At 32.3% G+C, this 18,847-nt stretch carries 20 protein-coding genes and 2 other annotated features; of the genes, 19 read left to right on the forward strand and 1 reads right to left on the reverse strand.

Annotated features, from left to right (window positions below):
• Positions 1-160: 160 nt before the first annotated feature.
• Positions 161-396, forward strand: a binding site (T-box leader).
• A gap of 55 nt (positions 397-451) precedes the next feature.
• From ACFVR2_RS00465 to ACFVR2_RS00535, 15 genes are all read left to right on the forward strand, one after another.
• Positions 452-3,094: a valine--tRNA ligase gene (locus tag ACFVR2_RS00465; RefSeq protein ID WP_387357907.1), complete on the forward strand. Its 2,643-nt coding sequence runs from the start codon at positions 452-454 to the stop codon at positions 3,092-3,094.
• Positions 3,095-3,198: 104 nt separating this feature from the next.
• A complete protein-coding gene (locus ACFVR2_RS00470) occupies positions 3,199-4,500 on the forward strand; it encodes a bifunctional folylpolyglutamate synthase/dihydrofolate synthase (protein ID WP_387357909.1) in 1,302 nt (433 codons plus the stop codon).
• 26 nt (positions 4,501-4,526) lie between these two features.
• The gene (locus ACFVR2_RS00475; RefSeq protein WP_387357911.1) at positions 4,527-4,943 is read left to right on the forward strand and encodes a hypothetical protein; all 417 of its coding nucleotides are present in this window, start codon (positions 4,527-4,529) and stop codon (positions 4,941-4,943) included.
• Complete coding sequence (locus ACFVR2_RS00480; protein WP_387357913.1) at positions 4,940-5,296, forward strand: hypothetical protein; 357 nt, start codon at positions 4,940-4,942, stop codon at positions 5,294-5,296. The genes ACFVR2_RS00475 and ACFVR2_RS00480 overlap by 4 nt, the downstream gene beginning before the upstream one ends.
• Positions 5,271-6,242, forward strand: a complete 972-nt coding sequence (locus ACFVR2_RS00485; protein ID WP_387357915.1) for a sensor domain-containing diguanylate cyclase — start codon at positions 5,271-5,273, stop codon at positions 6,240-6,242. The genes ACFVR2_RS00480 and ACFVR2_RS00485 overlap by 26 nt, the downstream gene beginning before the upstream one ends.
• A gap of 168 nt (positions 6,243-6,410) precedes the next feature.
• Complete coding sequence (locus ACFVR2_RS00490) at positions 6,411-7,376, forward strand: hypothetical protein (protein WP_387357917.1); 966 nt, start codon at positions 6,411-6,413, stop codon at positions 7,374-7,376.
• Between the two features lie 541 nt (positions 7,377-7,917).
• A complete protein-coding gene (locus tag ACFVR2_RS00495) occupies positions 7,918-8,478 on the forward strand; it encodes a Maf family protein (RefSeq protein ID WP_387357919.1) in 561 nt (186 codons plus the stop codon).
• Positions 8,479-8,499: 21 nt separating this feature from the next.
• Positions 8,500-9,186, forward strand: coding sequence for a RadC family protein (gene radC, locus ACFVR2_RS00500; RefSeq protein WP_387357921.1), 687 nt, complete (start codon positions 8,500-8,502; stop codon positions 9,184-9,186).
• A 135-nt stretch (positions 9,187-9,321) separates the two neighbouring features.
• Positions 9,322-10,362, forward strand: coding sequence for a rod shape-determining protein (locus ACFVR2_RS00505; protein WP_335409513.1), 1,041 nt, complete (start codon positions 9,322-9,324; stop codon positions 10,360-10,362).
• Between the two features lie 170 nt (positions 10,363-10,532).
• A complete protein-coding gene (gene mreC / locus ACFVR2_RS00510; protein ID WP_387357924.1) occupies positions 10,533-11,387 on the forward strand; it encodes a rod shape-determining protein MreC in 855 nt (284 codons plus the stop codon).
• Positions 11,388-11,394: 7 nt separating this feature from the next.
• A complete protein-coding gene (gene mreD, locus ACFVR2_RS00515) occupies positions 11,395-11,913 on the forward strand; it encodes a rod shape-determining protein MreD (protein WP_387357926.1) in 519 nt (172 codons plus the stop codon).
• 47 nt (positions 11,914-11,960) lie between these two features.
• Entirely contained in the window at positions 11,961-12,647 is a 687-nt protein-coding gene (minC, locus tag ACFVR2_RS00520; RefSeq protein ID WP_387360409.1) for a septum site-determining protein MinC, read from the forward strand.
• A gap of 2 nt (positions 12,648-12,649) precedes the next feature.
• On the forward strand, positions 12,650-13,444 hold the full coding sequence (minD, locus tag ACFVR2_RS00525; protein ID WP_097978915.1) for a septum site-determining protein MinD: 795 nt from the start codon (positions 12,650-12,652) through the stop codon (positions 13,442-13,444).
• 158 nt (positions 13,445-13,602) lie between these two features.
• Complete coding sequence (locus ACFVR2_RS00530; RefSeq protein ID WP_387357929.1) at positions 13,603-14,373, forward strand: peptidoglycan DD-metalloendopeptidase family protein; 771 nt, start codon at positions 13,603-13,605, stop codon at positions 14,371-14,373.
• Positions 14,366-15,226, forward strand: coding sequence for a site-2 protease family protein (locus tag ACFVR2_RS00535; RefSeq protein WP_387357931.1), 861 nt, complete (start codon positions 14,366-14,368; stop codon positions 15,224-15,226). The genes ACFVR2_RS00530 and ACFVR2_RS00535 overlap by 8 nt, the downstream gene beginning before the upstream one ends.
• Positions 15,227-15,359: 133 nt before the next feature.
• Here the strand turns inward: ACFVR2_RS00535 and ACFVR2_RS00540 are convergent, their stop codons facing one another.
• A complete protein-coding gene (locus ACFVR2_RS00540) occupies positions 15,360-15,926 on the reverse strand; it encodes a glycosyltransferase family A protein (RefSeq protein ID WP_387357933.1) in 567 nt (188 codons plus the stop codon).
• Between the two features lie 225 nt (positions 15,927-16,151).
• Between ACFVR2_RS00540 and ACFVR2_RS00545 the strand changes: the two genes are divergently transcribed.
• From ACFVR2_RS00545 to rpmA, 4 genes are all read left to right on the forward strand, one after another.
• Entirely contained in the window at positions 16,152-17,609 is a 1,458-nt protein-coding gene (locus tag ACFVR2_RS00545; protein WP_387357935.1) for an Rne/Rng family ribonuclease, read from the forward strand.
• A gap of 61 nt (positions 17,610-17,670) precedes the next feature.
• Positions 17,671-17,748: a sequence feature (ribosomal protein L21 leader region), on the forward strand.
• Between the two features lie 13 nt (positions 17,749-17,761).
• Positions 17,762-18,070 carry a 50S ribosomal protein L21 gene (gene rplU, locus ACFVR2_RS00550; RefSeq protein WP_025672164.1) on the forward strand — a complete coding sequence of 103 codons (309 nt, stop codon included), beginning with the start codon at positions 17,762-17,764 and terminating at the stop codon, positions 18,068-18,070.
• Positions 18,071-18,079: 9 nt separating this feature from the next.
• Positions 18,080-18,415, forward strand: a complete 336-nt coding sequence (locus ACFVR2_RS00555; protein ID WP_387357937.1) for a ribosomal-processing cysteine protease Prp — start codon at positions 18,080-18,082, stop codon at positions 18,413-18,415.
• 16 nt (positions 18,416-18,431) lie between these two features.
• Positions 18,432-18,722 carry a 50S ribosomal protein L27 gene (rpmA, locus tag ACFVR2_RS00560; RefSeq protein ID WP_025672162.1) on the forward strand — a complete coding sequence of 97 codons (291 nt, stop codon included), beginning with the start codon at positions 18,432-18,434 and terminating at the stop codon, positions 18,720-18,722.
• Positions 18,723-18,847: the final 125 nt, after the last annotated feature.

Genomic DNA, 18,847 nt, shown 5'->3' on the forward strand with positions numbered 1-18,847 from the left:
ACCAGAATGTTAAATAATCATTACAATTATTTTTCGTATTTTTTTTATGTATTAAAAAATATGGTACTATATTGACACATATTGAATAATCTAGAAAGAAATAAGAAATACTGTTGACTAAGCTTAAGTAAATTTTGTAGACTATTACATATATTCATAATGAAATGCTTTGATAGGGAAGAGTACAACGAACTAGTTCTTCAGAGAGGAAACCATTTGGTGGGAGGTTTCTAGAAAATAGAGTTGGAATGTCGCCCTTGAGCAGTGACTTCGAAAGCTTTTTGTGATTAGAAGTTACCGGATGATCCGTTATCTTTTTTAAGTGTGTCAGTTAAACACTAGTTTTTTCTGACAAAAAAAGGTGGTACCGCGAATTCAACTCCATTCGTCCTTTTCAAGGATGAGTGGAGTTTTTTTATTTTTCAATAATTATTAGAGGAGATGAATCCGAATGGAAACTACAAAAAAATCATTACCAACAAAATATGATCCAAATTTAGTTGAAAAAGATCGTTACCAATTTTGGTTAGATGGGAAATTCTTTGAAGCACAAGTGGAATCAGAAAAGCCGAAATATACAATCGTAATCCCTCCACCAAACGTAACTGGAAAATTACACTTAGGTCATGCTTGGGATACAACATTACAAGATATTTTAACTCGTACTAAACGTATGCAAGGTTATGACGTACTTTACTTACCTGGTATGGACCACGCTGGTATTGCTACACAAGCAAAGGTTGAAGCGAAATTACGTGAAGAAGGCTTATCAAGATATGATTTAGGACGCGAAAAATTCCTAGAAAAAGCTTGGGAGTGGAAAGAAGAATATGCTTCCCACATTCGTTCTCAATGGGAAAAAATCGGTTTAGGTTTAGATTACTCTCGTGAACGCTTCACATTAGATGAAGGTCTATCTGATGCAGTAAAAGAAGTATTCGTTAAGCTATTCAACAAAGGATTAATCTATCGTGGTGAATATATCATCAACTGGGATCCAGCAACAAAAACAGCTTTATCTGATATCGAAGTTATTTACAAGGATGTTCAAGGTGCATTCTACCATATGCAATATCCGTTAACAGACGGAACTGGAAAAATTCAAATTGCAACTACTCGTCCTGAAACAATGCTTGGGGATACTGCAATTGCGGTTCATCCAGAGGACGAAAGATATAAATCAATGGTTGGTAAAACAGTTACACTTCCTATCGTTAATCGTGAAATTCCAATTATTGCTGACGATTATGTTGATATGGAATTTGGTACTGGAGTTGTAAAAATTACTCCTGCTCATGATCCTAATGATTTTGAAGTTGGAAACCGTCATGACTTACCTCGCATTCTTGTAATGAATGAAGATGGTACGATGAATGAAAAAGCAGGAAAATACAATGGTATGGATCGCTTTGAATGCCGTAAACAAATCGTTAAAGATTTACAAGAGATGGGTGTTCTTGTTGAAATCGAAGAGCATATGCATTCTGTAGGTCATAGTGAACGTAGCGGAGCGGTTGTTGAGCCATATTTATCTACTCAATGGTTTGTTAAAATGCAACCACTAGCTGATGCTGCAGTAGCATTACAAAATTCTGATGATAACGTAAAATTTGTACCGGATCGTTTTGAAAAAACTTACTTACGCTGGATGGAAAATATTCGTGACTGGTGTATTTCGCGCCAATTATGGTGGGGACATCGTATTCCGGCTTGGTACCATAAAGAAACTGGTGAGATTTATGTAAATCAAGAGCCACCAGCTGATATTGAAAATTGGAATCAAGATAACGACGTTTTAGATACTTGGTTCAGTTCAGCATTATGGCCATTCTCAACTTTAGGTTGGCCAAATGAAGAAAGTAAGGATTTCCAAGCTTATTTCCCAACTAATGTATTAGTAACTGGTTATGATATCATTTTCTTCTGGGTATCAAGAATGATTTTCCAAGGTATTGAATTTACAGGTAAACGTCCATTTAACGATGTATTAATTCATGGCTTAGTACGTGACGAGCAAGGACGTAAAATGAGTAAATCACTTGGTAACGGTGTTGACCCAATGGATGTTATTGAGAAATATGGAGCAGATTCATTACGTTACTTCTTAACAACAGGAAGCTCACCAGGCCAAGATTTACGTTTCAGTATTGAGAAAGTTGAAGCGACTTGGAACTTTGTAAACAAAATTTGGAATGCTTCTCGTTTTGCTTTAATGAATATGGAAGGCTTCACATATGAAAATATCGATTTAACGAAAGAAAAATCTGTTGCTGATGAATGGATTTTAACTCGCTTAAATGAAACAATTGAAAGTGTAACAGCTTTAATCAATCGTTATGAATTTGGTGAAGTTGGCCGTGTACTTTATAACTTCATTTGGGACGATGTTTGTGACTGGTATATTGAAATGGCAAAGATTCCTTTATACGGTGACAATGAAGATGCAAAAAATATGACTCGTTCAGTTCTAGCACACGTATTAGAAAGTACAATGAAGCTTTTACATCCATTTATGCCTTTCGTTACTGAAGAAATTTGGCAATCACTACCTCACCAAGGGGAATCTATTACAGTTTCTGCTTGGCCAACAGTTAGAGAGGAATTAACAAATAAAGAAGCTTCTGAAACGATGAAAATATTAGTTGAGTTAATTCGTTCAGTTCGTAATATTCGTGCAGAAGTAAACACGCCAATGAGCAAAAAAGTTCAACTAATGATCTCTGCAAAGGATGAAACGATTGCAGCTGCATTAGAAGAAAACCGTTCTTATATTGAGCGCTTCTGTAATCCAGAAGAATTAACAATTTCTACTAACTTAACTGCACCTGAAAAATCGATGTCTGCAGTAATTAGTGGGGCTGAGCTTTATCTTCCTCTAGAAGGTTTAATTAATCTTGAAGAAGAGAAAAAACGTTTAGAGAAAGAATTAGAAAAATGGACTAGTGAAGTTGAACGAGTTCAAAAGAAATTAAGTAACCAAGGATTTGTAGCGAAAGCTCCTGCAGCAGTTATTGAAGAAGAGCGTCGTAAAGAAAAAGATTATCTTGAAAAACAAGAATCTGTAAGAGTTCGAATTGCAGAACTAAGTAAATAAGTAGTTTAAGCAGTCAATCTATTGACTGTAATATAAGTTAGTAAAATAAAAACGGCGAATTGAGTTAATGATTCGTCGTTTTTTACTATAAAGGTAGGGTTAAGATGGTTAATACATATGAGGAAGCTCTGAAATGGATGTATAACAGAACAAAATTTGGCATTGTACCTGGATTACAAAGAATGGAAGAAATGCTTGCTAGACTAGGAAATCCCCAGTTCAGTGTCAAAACAATTCATGTCGCAGGCACGAATGGGAAAGGCTCTACAATTACTTTTCTTCAAAGTATTTTATTAGATGCAGGGTATACTGTAGGAACTTTTACATCACCATATATATTAGATTATCGTGAACAAATCATGTTCTGCGGTGAAATGATTAGTGAACAAGAGTTTATTCAACTAGTAAACTGTATGATTCCAGTTGTTGAAGAAGTTGAACAGTTGCCTTGTGGTGCTCCAACTGAATTTGAAATCATTACAACAATGGCTTTTTACTATTTCGGTAAAATAAAAGAACATGACATATTTTTAGTAGAAGCTGGTTTAGGTGGGTTAGAGGATTGCACAAATGTGATGACACCTTTAATTAGTATTATTACGAGTATTGGCCATGATCATCAACAAATTCTTGGTGAAACAATAGAAGAAATCACTATTCATAAGGCAGGAATTATAAAAAAGGGAATTCCAATTGTGACAGCAGAATTGAAAGATAAAGCTTTAACAATTATTCAAAATACTGCATTCAAAAATGAAGCTGATTATTTTGAATATGGCAAACATTTTTTTGCTTCTCCTTTGAAAGATTCACTTAATGAAAAATTTAATTACCAAGGCATTGACAGGTTAATTGAAAATATTGAGTTATCAATGCTTGGACACCATCAAATTAGGAATGCTTCTTGCGCGATTTGTGTTGTTCAATTATTACAAAATAAATATGGAATGAAATTTAGTGAAGACAATATCAAAAGGGGATTAAAAATAGCTCATAAAGCAGGTAGATTAGAACAAATAGCCTCTAATCCTGTCATTTATATTGATGGCGCACATAATGTTGAAGGAATTAAAAGTTTAGTGGAGACGATGAATAACCATTTTTATGATAAGGAAATAAAAATTCTGTTCTCGGCCTTAAAAGATAAAAAAGTAGAAGATATGTTAAAAGAATTACGAGAAATAACAAATAATATTGTAATGACAACTTTTGATTTTCCTAGAGCGATGAATAAAGACGAATTAATTTCGAATGCTAATACACTTGATATAAAATATGAAAGTGATTTATCTATTGCATTAGAAAAGAATATAAATGATAGCCAGGAAAACGAGATATTGTTAATAACCGGTTCTTTATATTTTATTTCAGTAGTAAGAAGATATTTGCTAAAAAAATTCGCTTAGAATTGTAAAGGAGGCGCCCCATATTCTTGATTAGTAAGCATAGTAATTGGTTGATTAGGATCGCATGGATTGTTCTAATGCCTGTCATATTTTATTATGCTAATATGGTTAGCCCTCTTAGACAGATAGATCGTTCAAATTTTTTGATTATAATTGTATTATTTCTAATTGTAGCAAATATGCCGATTAAAATTAATGATGCTACACTTTCTTTTATTTTCGGAATCTCAATATTAGTTTTTTTATCGTATGGTTTAGTTGCAGAACTTTTAATTAGTCAATTAGCCTATACAATTCTGTATATAAGATTGAGTATTACAAAAAAAACTCTCTTCCGAATGCCGCTTAATTCGATGATGTTTGCACTTTGTTCTATTAGTAGTGCGCTACTTTATTATTTAGTTGGGGGAAAGATGAACCTACTGGGACTAAGGAAATATTGAATAACTTAATTCCAATCCTCATTTACACACTTGCTTCTTTTTGGATTAATCAAATCGTTATTTATTTTATTACAATTTACTTGTATAAAAGAGAAATGAAATTGATTAATAGGGAATTTAAGTGGGATTTGTTTATTTATCTATTAATGTATCCAATCGGAATAAGTCTTTATTTAATGTTAGAGACAAAAGGATATATTACGATCATTTACATAACAATTTACTATATTATTTTAATGATTATTTTAAACTCTTTATCCTCTGCTTTAAATATGAACAAATATTTAAAGAAAGCGATGAAAATAAGTCGAAAAACTGTCTCAAAGAATGGAAGAAGAGAAAGTAATCGATGAATTTTTTGAACAATTAACTACTTTAATTCCAGTTTCATATGGAAATTTATTTATAGTTGAAGATAAATCGCTTAAATTAAAAAGATATTTTCAAAATAAATGTGATGAAAAAATATTTAGTTGTCCTTACTTTGATACGCTTGAAGGCTCAATATCTGAAAAAGTATTTTTTGAAAAAAGAAGATTTAGTTTTAACAGACGATCGCAATGGCACACAAATGATCATTTGAAATTTTTAGAAGCAGAAAGTTTATTATCAATCCCGGTTATAAAAAATCAAGAAGTAGTTGGTGTACTCATAATTGCATCAGAACAAAAAAGTGCTTATAAGAAATACCAAGTAGTGCTGATCGAAATACTTGCTTTATATCTCGCAATTGCGATTGAAAATGCAAGGTTTTACTTACAAACAAAAATCAGAAGTGAAACTGATTCTTTAACCGGCTTAAATAATTTTGAATATCTCGAATCTAAAATTAAAGATGAATTTGAACGTTTGAAAACATTCAAGATAAAGTCAATTTCATTACTTCTACTTGATTTAGATTATTTTAAAAGAGTGAATGACAGGTACGGTCATCAAGCAGGTAATGAAGTATTATTTGAAGTTGCTAGACGGATTAAAATGGTAGTGAATCAATGTGGTTTAGTTGCTCGTTTTGGTGGAGAAGAATTCTCAGTTCTACTTGTAAATCATAGTGAAAGAGAAACATATGATTTAGCAGAAGAAATTAGAAAATCGCTTGAAATTATTCCATTTTACATAACAAATCATATGACTAACGAAGATCAAAAGATTAAATTAACAATAACAGCAAGTATAGGTGCAGCAGTTGCACCATTTGTGGCGAGTGAATCGTCAGACTTAATTCGATGTGCAGACAGAGCTATGTATTCAAAAGCAAAAAATGCTGGTAGAAATAAAGTGGCAATGTATAGCAAATAACCACCATGAATCCTACGGTGGTTTTTTTGTGTAGAGAAGAAACGGGCAAGTTTTTGTAATTTTTTGTTGCACGATACCTGTTTGTCCTCGACAAATGTCGGCGTGTTTTTCTGGAATTATATGTTAGTATTTTTTTACGTTTTAAAATAAAGTAGTAGGAGGATTCATATGGACAAGTCCTCAAAGATATCAATAAAAATTAATGGCGAGGAAAAAGCGTTTGAAGAAGGTGCCGTGACATCTCAAGATCAGGTAGAGAAGGACTGGGAATTTGGTTGGGTTTTACCAACTCCTGATGGGTTAGGTAAAAAAGTAATCGTTTTAGATGATGTTAAAAAGAAGAAAAAGATTAAGCCAGAGCAAAAGGTAAAAGTGAAAAAGAAGATTTCTTTTTTCACAAAGAAGTCACCTTCGAAAAGTATTATTATTTCGATCATAGGTGCAAGTTTAATAGGACTATGTTTTGGTTTTGTATTTTTAGGGATATTTAAACAATCAAAGCCAGATGCACTTACCCCAACTAAAAATAGTGTATCGGTTTCTAATGCAGCAACGTCTCAAGTACAAATGAAGATTCCAGCAGTGAAGTTTGATTTGGCACAAGTTGGAATGTATAAAAGTATGGAATCAGCGAAGAAAAATGAAAAAGAATTATCTACAAATGGCTTAACCCCTGTCATTTATGAAAAAAATGATAAGTTTTTTGTCGTTATTGCTTTGAGTGGGAAAGATAGCACGTTTTTAGCTGATGAAGTTAAGAAAAAATTAAAAAGTACTTATTTAAAAGAAGAAACAGTTGGTGGGCAAGTTTACAAAGGCCCAAAACAATCAGTAGAAATGTATAAAGCTGAAGTGGAAACATTTAATTTTATGTTATCGTATTTAACAGAAAAAAACTTTAATAATGAGAAACAGCTTGAACAAATAAGCTCAACGATGTTAATTTTGAGTAATCAAAAAGATTATATTAAAAATAAGCAATTGCTAAGTGGACTTAAGCATTTACAAAACATCGAAAAAGTTATGTCCTCAAGTAGTAAGCAAAATCTAAATAAAGTAACCCTATCAGTCCAAGATGATTTGTTATCCTTATTTAAAATATTAAAAGAACAAAAAAATACACTGACAAATTAATTTTTGTTAGTGTATTTTTAATTTGTTGAAATTTAAAACGGACAATAGGGAAAACGTGCATTAAGTGAACATTTATTAATAATAAAAATCATTGTTTGATATATTCTTTTAAATTTTAATATGTTTGTGCAATTTTTTTATTCCAACCTCACTACTCCTTTACGAAAATTTGGTAATTAATTGATAAGATTGTTTTTCAAGAGCCTGAATACACTAACAAATTAAATTTTGTTTGTGTATTTTTTATTACAAATTGAATCAAAGAAATTAATATTTATCATTAAAAATTTCTTATTGTAATTTATATCTATTCAAATTTAAAGCAAATTTTATTCTGAAAAGACGGGATTTAGACATAAAAAATTTAAAAATGAAATTTTATTATTAGGGTATTTTAATACTTAACAAAACTTTCATTTTTATTACATTTTAATAACGAATAGACAACGAAAAGTGTTTTTTACTAATTTGTGTTATAGTGATTACTTGGGTAGGATAGTCATGTATCCTTCCTCTTAAAAAAAAATAATAGGTGAATGAAATGAAAAAACTTATATTAGCCTCTGCATCTCCTCGAAGAAAAGAACTTCTTAGCATGTTAAATATCCCTTTTATCATTGAAACTAGTGATGTTGAAGAAGTAATGGAGCAAAACTTGCAGTCTTCTGAGATTGTAATGAAATTGGCGGAAGAAAAAGCAATAGATGTATCCAATAAATTTCCAAATGCAGTCGTAATCGGTGCTGATACGATCGTTACTTATAATGATAAAAAACTAGGTAAGCCTACCTCAAAAGAAGATGCATTTGCAATGTTAAAAATGTTATCTGGAAAAACACATGAGGTTTTTACTGGAGTTTCAATTATTAATGAAGGTAAAAGTAGTAGTTTTTATCAATGTACAAAAATTACCTTTAGTGAACTAAGTGATCAAGATATAATTGATTATATCAACACGAATGAACCGATGGATAAAGCTGGTTCTTACGGCATACAAGGATATGGTGGTACATTTGTAGAGAAAATAGACGGCGACTATTACTCTGTTGTTGGACTTCCGATCAATAAAGTTAAGAAAAAACTAAGTGAACTAAATTTTTAACTTTTGATTTGAGGTGGTACTTTGCCAAATTCGCTTCTCATTAAAGATTTTCCGAAAGATGAAAGGCCTAGAGAGCGATTGTTAAAATTTGGTCCCGGTAGTTTGTCTAACCAGGAATTACTTGCGATTTTATTAAGAACAGGGACAAAAAATGAATCGGTTTTAAAAGTTTCAAACGAACTTTTATTGAAATTTGATGGACTAAGATTATTAATGAATGCGTCTGTTGAAGAAATTTCAAATATTAAAGGGATCGGTGAAGCAAAGGCTGTACAGCTGATTGCTGCCTTTGAATTAGGAAAAAGGATTAACCGACTTCAATATGACGAAAGATTTATGATTAAAAGTCCAGATGATTGTGCTAAATTTATGATGGATGAAATGCGATTTCTTGAACAAGAGCATTTTGTATGTTTATACTTAAATACGAAAAATCAAGTTATTGCCCGCGAAACTATTTTTAAAGGTAGTTTAAATGCGTCGATTGTCCATCCGCGTGAAGTTTTTAAAGAAGCTTTTCGTAGATCTGCAAGCTCGATTATTTGTTTACACAATCATCCGAGTGGGGATCCAACTCCAAGTCGAGAAGATATCGAAGTAACAAAACGATTAGTTGAATGTGGAAAAATAATTGGAATTGAATTACTAGACCATATCATAATTGGTGAACATAAGTATGTCAGTTTAAAAGAAAAAGGTTACGTTTAAGGGTGTTCATTAGTAGCTAATTGTTTTATAATGTAAGTTATGGATAAAAACCTGTTATTTACTAACGATAAGAGAATATAGTATAGATACTTTAAATATGAATTTAAGTTGTACGTTTTAGAAAGGAAGATACATATGTTTGGATTAGGTGGATTTACTCGTGATTTAGGAATAGACTTAGGTACTGCGAATACTTTAGTCTTTGTAAAAGGAAAAGGAATAGTAGTTAGAGAACCTTCTGTTGTTGCTTTAAAAACAGATACGAAACAAATTGTTGCTGTAGGGAGTTCAGCAAAACTTATGATTGGTCGTACTCCAGGAAACGTTGTTGCGACTAGACCAATGAAGGATGGAGTTATTGCTGACTTTGAAACAACGGCAACAATGATGAAGCACTATATTGATCAGGCTCAAAAGAGCAACGGATTTTTCTCACGTAAACCTTATGTAATGGTATGTGTGCCATCAGGTATTACTGCTGTTGAAAAAAGAGCTGTTATTGATGCAACAAGACAAGCTGGTGCACGTGATGCATTCTTAATTGAAGAACCTTTTGCTGCAGCAATTGGTGCTAATTTACCGGTTATGGAACCAACTGGAAGTATGGTTGTTGATATTGGTGGAGGAACAACTGAGGTTGCAATTATCTCATTAGGTGGAATCGTTACTAGCCAATCGATTCGTACTGCTGGTGATGATATGGACGAAGCGATTATCCAATATATTAAAAAGAACTATAACTTATCAATTGGTGAACGTACTGCCGAACAGTTAAAGCTTGAAATTGGTTCAGCTATTAAAACTGATTCAGATGAGCAAATGGATATTCGTGGTCGTGATTTAATTTCAGGTTTACCTAAAACAATTACAATTCATGGAGAAGAAATTGCAGTAGCTTTAAGTGACACAGTAGAAGCAATTGTTGAATCTGTTAAAAATACTTTAGAGAAAACGCCACCTGAATTAGCAGCGGACATTATTGATCGTGGAATCGTTCTTACTGGTGGTGGAGCACTTCTTCGTAATATTGACAAAGTAATTGCTCAAGAAACAAATATGCCTGTAATAGTTGCGGAAGACCCTCTTGACTGTGTTGCAATGGGTACAGGTAAAGCATTAGATAATATCGATATTTTCAAAAAGAATTATTCTTCTTCAAGCTCTTCATATCGATAAGGTTGATTGGTGATAAATAAATTTGGCTAGTTTTCTAAAAAGTTGAACTACCAAATAAGTTCTTTAATAAGAAGATTAATTAAAATTTGTAATCCTCGCTACAGATAGTGAGGATTACATTCATGAAATCGTTAGAACAAAAAGTTGAATTGTTATAAGAGGGTGTAAGAATGCCACAATTTTTTCAAAATAAACGTTTAATGATTGTCTTAGCTGCTATTATCTTACTAGTGGCACTTCTAGGTTATTCTTTAAGAAGTAATAGAAACCTTTCAATTCCTGAGCAGTTTATTAAAGATACAGTAAGTTTGACTGAAAAAGTATTTAATAAGCCCGCACAACTTATTGCGGGTTTATTTAACAATATGGCGGACTTAAAGGATACATATGAAGAAAATCAAGTTTTGAAAAGTAAGCTCGATAAATATGTTGAATTATCTGTACGTGAAAAAGCATTAGAAAAAGAAAACAAAGAATTAAAAGACACGATTGGAATCAAAAGAAGTTTAAGTGATTATGATACTTTTCAAGCTACAGTAACAATAAGAGATCCTGATAAATGGCAACAAATCATTACAATTGATAAAGGATCTATAGGTGGAATTGAAAAAGAAATGGCAGTTATCACTTCTAAAGGCTTAATTGGTAAAGTTAAAAATGTTTCTAAATTTTCATCAACTGTACAATTATTAAGTTCTTCAGATCGAACAAATCGAATTTCTGCTAAAATTCAGGAAAAAGATACGGTTTTTGGTTTGATAGAAGGTTATGATGTTGAGAAACAAGCTTTATTATTTAAACGAATTCCTTCAAATGCAAAAGTGAAAAAAGGACAAACAGTTGTGACTTCAGGTCTTGGTGGTGTTTTCCCAGCTAATCTAGTAATAGGTAAAGTTGAGGAAGTTGTGCCTGATGAACATGGGCTAACACAAACAGCTTATATTAAACCGCAAGCAGATTTTAATGACATAAATCATGTACTAGCTGTTAAGCGTTCAATTGATCAGTCAAAGAAAGGAGAGTAATTAGTAAATGAGTAAGTATGGTTTACCTCTCCTTTTAACATTTCTGTTTATATTAGAAAATATTTATGTATCAACTGTATCGCCAAACATTCTTGGTCATAATACGATAATTGTTCCACATTTTTTATTTTTTGGTTTATTATTTATTACATTATATTACAATCCGAAGAAAGCACTTATTTATGGTGTTATCTTTGGATTCGTTTATGATATTGTTTATACAGAGATTATAGGTATATATTTAGCTGCTTTTCCGTTATTTATCTTTTTAATAAGTCAAGCAATTAAAATACTTTACGCGAATTTATTCGTTCGAAGTATTCTTGTTTTAATATGGACAGCGGCCTTAGAATATTTAGTATACGGATTAAATGCGTTATTCGGATTTACTAATATGAATAATACATACTTTTTGAATCATCGATTATTTCCGACACTATTACTGAATGCACTATTTATATTAATTTTTGCATATCCTTTCTCATCATTATTAAGAACGATTAGTGAAAATAATGAGGAAAAATAAAGGATTTTTCGGGTGCATGTCGAATTATACAATCGGGGTGAACACTTATCATGGAACAGAGGCAACAATATGTTACAATAAAAGGAACGAAAGATGGTCTAACACTGCACCTCGATGATACATGTTCTTTTCAAATTTTAGTAGATGAAATTGAAGAAAGACTGTCTACCCACTTGTTTGAGAGCAATGATCGTCCCTTACTTGCAGTTCGATTAAAAATAGGAAATCGTTTTTTATCTCCCGAACAAGATGAAATTATTCGTTCAATTGTTCGTAAAAAGAATAATCTTGTGGTTGAAACAATCGAAAGTAATGTGATTTCGAAGCAAGATGCTATTGAATGGATGAAAAGGGAGGAAATTGTACCTATTTGTAGAATGGTAAGATCCGGTCAGATTCTCCAAGTGAAAGGTGATTTACTGTTAATCGGTGATGTTAACCCAGGTGGAACTGTTATTGCGGGTGGAAATATCTTTATTATGGGAGCACTAAGAGGTACTGCTCATGCCGGCTTTAATGGTAATAGGGAGGCAGTTATTGCGGCATCAATAATGAGACCAATGCAGTTGAGAATTTGCAGCATAATGAACAGAGCACCGGATCATTATGGTGATGAAGGCAATGAGATGGAATGTGCGTATATAAACGAAGATAGCCAAATCATTGTCGATCGCATACAATTTCTGACTCATCTTAGACCTAGTTTGACAAGGTTAGAAAGGGGCATGATGTAACTGTGGGAGAGGCTATAGTAATTACATCTGGTAAAGGTGGAGTTGGTAAAACAACTACATCAGCAAATTTAGGAACAGCATTAGCGATGTTTGGAAAAAAAGTGTGCTTAATTGATACTGATATCGGCCTACGTAACTTAGACGTTGTCATGGGATTAGAAAATCGCATCGTCTATGATTTAGTGGACGTTGTTGAAGGTCGCTGTAAAACGCATCAGGCACTAATAAAGGATAAGCGTTTTGAATGCTTATATTTATTACCTGCTGCACAAACAAGCGATAAAACTGCTGTTTCTCCTGAACAAATGAGAGAGCTTGTTGATGAATTAAAAAAGGACTATGATTATATATTAATAGACTGCCCTGCGGGTATTGAGCAAGGATATAAAAATGCAGTAGCAGGTGCAGATAAAGCGATCGTTGTCACAACTCCTGAAGTTTCTTCAATTCGTGATGCAGATCGAATTATTGGATTATTAGATCAAGAGGATATTGAACCTCCTAAACTAGTAATCAATCGTATTAGAAGTCATATGATGGAAAATAGAGATAGCTTAGATGTTGATGAAATTACTTCAATGTTAGCTGTAGATTTAATTGGTATTGTCCAAGATGATGAAAGCGTTATTAAGGCAACTAATAGTGGTGAACCTGTAGCTATGAATCCAAATTCAAAAGCTTCTATTGCATATAGAAATATTGCAAGAAGGGTGCTAGGGGAATCTGTACCATTACAATCATTAGAAACTGAAAAGAGCATTTTCTTTAAAGTGAAAAAATTATTTGGTATCCGATAACACTTCGTAAAAAACGAAGTGTTTTTCTTTTATCCATTTTTCAAATGTCCTCTTAAATTCTGCCTAATGCCTTTGTCCACTTTTTAAATTATCTACTCATAAGTTGTCCTACCCGTTCATATAAATTAATTAACTAGTTTGCGAGGAGAGGTGACACTTTGAGTAAGCGCGTAGATGATATAAGAAAGCGGATCGCTAAACGGCGTGAACAAGAAGAAAAATGGGGAAATCAGAATCAATTGATGAGCAAATTTCCGGTAAAAGAAATGCAAAATACTGAGGGCGGATACACTTATACTTATGATGATTTGGTAGAAGAGCAAGGTAAGAAAATAATGAATAACTCTAACTTTATGTTTAGAAGTTTATTATGCGCGATTATTGTACTAGCTTTAGCCATCATCTTAAAAAGTAACTCACCTATGGCATCTCAAGTTCGGCATGGTCTATCACAAGTTTATGAAAGTGAATTTCAATTTGCTTCATTACAGAAATGGTATGAAGATCGGTTTGGAAGTCCAATTGCTTTTTTACCGCAATTAAATGATCAAAAAGAGAATGTTGGAAATGATAATTATGCTGTACCTGCAAGCGGTAAAGTACTACAAAGCTTTAAAACGGACGGCCAAGGGATATTGATTCAAACTGAAGCTAACCAAAAAGTAGAGTCAATCAAAAAAGGTCGAGTCCTTTTTGTAGGAAAGAAAGATAATTTAGGAAATACGGTCATTATTCAACACGCCGATGGTTCAGAATCTTGGTACGGAAAATTAGGAACAACTAACGTAAAAGTTTACGACGAAGTGGATAGTAAAAAGGTTATCGGAACTGTATCATCTAATGATGAAGGGAATCTAGGAACTTATTATTTTGCAATTAAAATGGGGGAAAAATTTATTGATCCGAAACAGGTGATTTCATTTGAATAAATGGCTAATTCTTCCTTCCAAAATTTCAGTTCATCCACTGTATTTATTAATTGCATGTATTGGTATTATGACAGCTAATTTTTGGTCAGTATTGTTTGTATCCATTATTATTTTCTGTCACGAATTAGGTCACGCCATTGCTGCTACTTCATTTAATTGGAGAATTAATAAAATTACGCTACTTCCTTTTGGTGGAGTTGTAGATCTTGATGAACATGGAAATCGCCCAACTTACGAGGAGTGTATTGTTACAATCTCTGGCCCCATTCAACATTTAACTTTATATATAATCGCTAACTTCCTATTTCAAATGAATTTAATGCCTGAAAACCTTTATACACTTTTTATCAATTACAATCTTAGTATTCTTTGTTTTAATTTATTACCAATATGGCCATTAGACGGTGGGAAATTAATATATCAGTTATTTTCATTGATCTTTCCGTTCGTTAGAGCCCATATATATAGCTTGTACTCATCATTTGTATTTTTAGTGTTATCCTCAATACTTACGATCATAATTCAGCCTATGAATATTACAATTTGGGTTTGTCTATTATTTTTAATCGTTTCCTTATGGGGAGAATGGAAAAATAGGCATTTTGTTGTTATACGATTTTTAATGGAACGGTTTTATGGAAACGAACAATATATCCAAAAAATTAAATCGATCTCCTTGAATAAAGAAACAAAATTATTTCAAGTTTTTTCTAATTTTCAAAAAGGGTATAAATACAACGTCGTCTTTTCTCTTGATAAAAAAAATCAACAAATGTTAGATGAAAATGAATTATTACATGCTTATTTTACTGAGAAGAAAGCAACCTATTCGCTTGAAGAACTAATTAGTTAGATTTCATTTATTTTAAGATTTTCCCAACAACTTTGATAAATTTTACTTAACTCCCAAAAAATATAAAAGTTTGCACAAAAAAAGATGGTCTCTATGTGAGGCCATTTTTTTAATTTGTTTTATTCAGTTCTTTCTATACATACCACGAGGAGTCTTTTGGAATATAGTCATAGTAATACAATATAGAAGGGATCCTCTTTTGAATTTTTATATCGTTTGAAACTCGTCTGCCCCATTCATCATCTTCACCAAAACTGATATTAAGAAACTTATGTGTGGAGGCTATCTTTTTTGAATAGCACATTAAATGATTTGGTTTTCGATAATAATAATTATCATCTTCTCCATGTGCAAACTCTTTCCCATATTTACAAACTTTAGAATATTGGTTATTAAAATTTACTAAAACGTCAAATACAATACAGTCAACATTTGGCGTTTCATTTATTGCTGAGCACAATAATTCGATATAATTTGGTTCTATCCGATCATCGTCATCTATAAATACTACATAGTCTCCTTTTGCTTGCTCAATTAGAACATTTCTTTTTTCACCTATGCTTCTTTTTTTATTTTCCAAAAGTACTAATATTTCAACAGGATATGTTTTACTCTGTTTATCTAATTCATTAATAATACGATTTAAATACCCCATTCTTTCGGGGACGGTTGGAATAAGAATTGATAGAATTATATCCATATAATCGCTCCTATCTATATCAGGATTAAGTAAAAGAAAGGGTAATACAGCAAAAGCAAAGAGAAAAATAACGTCTCTTTAAAGATGAACGTAAGGGAAATCTTAATATAATATTCAATTTCTAATATTCATGTGAGTAGACTAACTAATTAGATTATATTAACTAGCTTTTTTCTATTTAAATGAATAAAATGATAGATACTATACATAGTTAGGAAGATGAATTTGAAGAAAGTTATTATGAATGTAAAACATTCAGAGAAAAGAATTGCTGTAACTGAAAATGACCAGCTAGTAGAATGGTTTTCTTCTGCTGACAAAAATACACATGTGGGAAATATATATGTAGGTCAAATCCAAGAAGTGATGCCGAAATTGAATGCCATTTTTGTAAATATTGGTTTAAATAAAAATGGCTTCATGAGATTGGAAGATACAATCGAGGGTAAAGAATCTGAAATCAATAAAGATGAATTAATACGAAAAAAGTTCCAAAAAGGACAATATATTTTGGTTCAAGTAATAAAGGATGCGTTTGATGAGAAAGGTCCTAAGCTAACAAATAATCTTGAGTTCTCTGGTGATTACGTAGTATATTTCCCTCTTACAAAACAAGTTGCTGTATCAAATAAAATAAAAAAAGAATCGAAACGAAATAAATTATATTCATTAGGTCGAGATTACACTAGTGATAGTGAGGGGCTAATTTTCAGATCTTCATGTGAAAATGCCGAATCGGACGAGATTTTAAATGAGTTAAAAGGCTTTCAACTATTTTTTGAGTCATTAAAAAATCAAAGTTTTAAAAAAATCACTTGTATATGGGAAGCGAATTCCTTGTTTACTAAGTTTTTTAAATTGCATCCTAAAGATACAATCAGTGAATTAATCATTGATGATTTAGCTGCTTATCAAAATTATTTGCCTGAAGATCTTCAAATAATTAGTTATAGAGGAAATGAAAATATTTTTGAAGCATTTAAAATTGAAGAACAAATAGAGAAATCCTTTAAACAAATTGTATGGTTAAAAAATGGTTCATTTCTACTAATCGAGCAAACTGAAGCTATGACAGTAATCGACGTAAATACAGGTAAATTTAGCGGGAAAAATAATCGTGAAGAAACTCTGTATCATACAAATCAATTAGCTGCAATTGAGATTGTTCGCCAATTAAGACTTCGTGACATTGGTGGAATGATTATTATTGATTTTATAAATATGAAGTCCATTGAACAGCAAAAAAGCATAGGCGATCTATTAAAGGAAGCGTTTAAAAATGATCGAGTATATACAAAGCTATTTGGATTTTCTGACCTTGGTTTATTTGAACTTACACGCAAAAGAACAGCTCATTCACATATCGAAGCAACACATCAAAAGTGCCCTGAGTGTAATGGTAGTGGGCTTGTAAAAAACACAGTTCAGACAGTTTTTGAGCTAGAAAGAGCGCTTTGGGAACTCTCAACAAGTCGTGATATTGAGGCATTACTTGTTGAATGTAGTGAGGATGTTGCGAAAGCGTTAAATGGAGATCAAAATAATCATGTTCAAAGACTAGAAAAAGCAATGTTTATAAAAATCTGTTTAAAAATTATATCATCAAAAACACCATTTTATAATATAGTTAGAACTGGTACGACCAAGGAAATAACAAGCTATTTAGAAACTGTCATTAACTGAAGTAGTTGTTGACATTCGACATACGTCGTGGTAACATCATAATGTTATTGTTTGTAGCGCACCCGTGCTACAACCGCGCATAATAGGTATTAAATTGCTATTATTAGCATGCCTATTTGTGGCGAGTCTTAGACTATTGAGGAGGTGCAATTATGTACGCAATTATTGAAACTGGTGGTAAACAAATCAAAGTTGAAGAAGGTCAAGCAATCTACATCGAAAAGCTTGATACTAACGCAGGTGAAACTGTAACATTCGACAAAGTTTTATTCGTAGGTGGCGAAAACATCAAAGTTGGTAGCCCAACTGTTGAAGGAGCTACTGTAACTGCAAAAGTTGAAAAGAACGGTAAAGCTAAAAAGATTCTTGTATTCAAATACAAATCTAAAAAGAACTACCGTCGTAAGCAAGGTCATCGTCAACCTTACACTAAAGTTGTTATCGAAAAAATCAACGCTTAATTTTAAGTAATGACTAAAATAACAATTGAACGTTTAAAAGATGGACGTATAGGTTCCTTTAAAATAAGTGGACATGCATTTTTTTCTGATGCTGGGACTGACATTGTTTGTGCCGGTATATCAGCAGTTTCAGTAGGAACTGTAAATGCTTTGGAAGCAATTTGTCGTATAGATTCTGAATTAAATACAGTGATTGATGAAAAGAAAGGTTTCTTGAAGTATCAATTACCGATTGATTTAAATGAAGATAATATACAAAAAGCGCAACTTATCCTTGAAGCGATGATCGTATCTTTACAAACTATCGCTGCAAGTTACGGTGACTATGTCACTATAAACGAGTAAAACAGGAGGTGTAACCATGTTAAAATTAAATCTTCAGTTATTTGCTTCTAAAAAGGGAGTAGGTTCTACAAAAAACGGTCGTGACTCAATGTCAAAACGTCTTGGCGCTAAACGTGCTGACGGACAATTCGTAACTGGTGGTTCAATTCTTTACCGTCAACGCGGCACTAAGATTTATCCAGGTGTAAACGTTGGTCGTGGTGGAGATGATACATTATTTGCGAAGGTTGATGGCGTAGTTAAATTCGAACGTTTAGGCCGTGACCGCAAACAAGTAAGTGTATACCCTGTAGCTCAAGAAGCTTAAGAAACTAACTTAGAAACTCTAACCTTTTAGGTTAGAGTTTTTCTGTACTTAAGACAAATTTATAATAAATTGCTTTTCAACATAGAAAAAAAGTGTTGTTATAGCAACCTCTCAAACAATATGCT

Source organism: Gottfriedia sp. NPDC057991 (assembly GCF_042886615.1).
Classification (GTDB): Bacteria; Bacillota; Bacilli; order Bacillales; family Bacillaceae_G; genus Gottfriedia.

Bases quoted from the DNA above. Each gene is read 5' to 3' on its own strand.
- ACFVR2_RS00465 (WP_387357907.1), top strand. From the start codon at position 452: ATGGAAACTACAAAAAAATCATTACCAACAAAATATGATCCAAATTTA.
- ACFVR2_RS00470 (WP_387357909.1), top strand. From the start codon at position 3,199: ATGGTTAATACATATGAGGAAGCTCTGAAATGGATGTATAACAGAACA.
- ACFVR2_RS00485 (WP_387357915.1), top strand. From the start codon at position 5,271: ATGGAAGAAGAGAAAGTAATCGATGAATTTTTTGAACAATTAACTACT.
- ACFVR2_RS00490 (WP_387357917.1), top strand. From the start codon at position 6,411: ATGGACAAGTCCTCAAAGATATCAATAAAAATTAATGGCGAGGAAAAA.
- ACFVR2_RS00495 (WP_387357919.1), top strand. From the start codon at position 7,918: ATGAAAAAACTTATATTAGCCTCTGCATCTCCTCGAAGAAAAGAACTT.
- ACFVR2_RS00505 (WP_335409513.1), top strand. From the start codon at position 9,322: ATGTTTGGATTAGGTGGATTTACTCGTGATTTAGGAATAGACTTAGGT.
- mreC (WP_387357924.1), top strand. From the start codon at position 10,533: ATGCCACAATTTTTTCAAAATAAACGTTTAATGATTGTCTTAGCTGCT.
- mreD (WP_387357926.1), top strand. From the start codon at position 11,395: ATGAGTAAGTATGGTTTACCTCTCCTTTTAACATTTCTGTTTATATTA.
- ACFVR2_RS00540 (WP_387357933.1), bottom strand. From the start codon at position 15,926: ATGGATATAATTCTATCAATTCTTATTCCAACCGTCCCCGAAAGAATG.
- rplU (WP_025672164.1), top strand. From the start codon at position 17,762: ATGTACGCAATTATTGAAACTGGTGGTAAACAAATCAAAGTTGAAGAA.
- ACFVR2_RS00555 (WP_387357937.1), top strand. From the start codon at position 18,080: ATGACTAAAATAACAATTGAACGTTTAAAAGATGGACGTATAGGTTCC.
- rpmA (WP_025672162.1), top strand. From the start codon at position 18,432: ATGTTAAAATTAAATCTTCAGTTATTTGCTTCTAAAAAGGGAGTAGGT.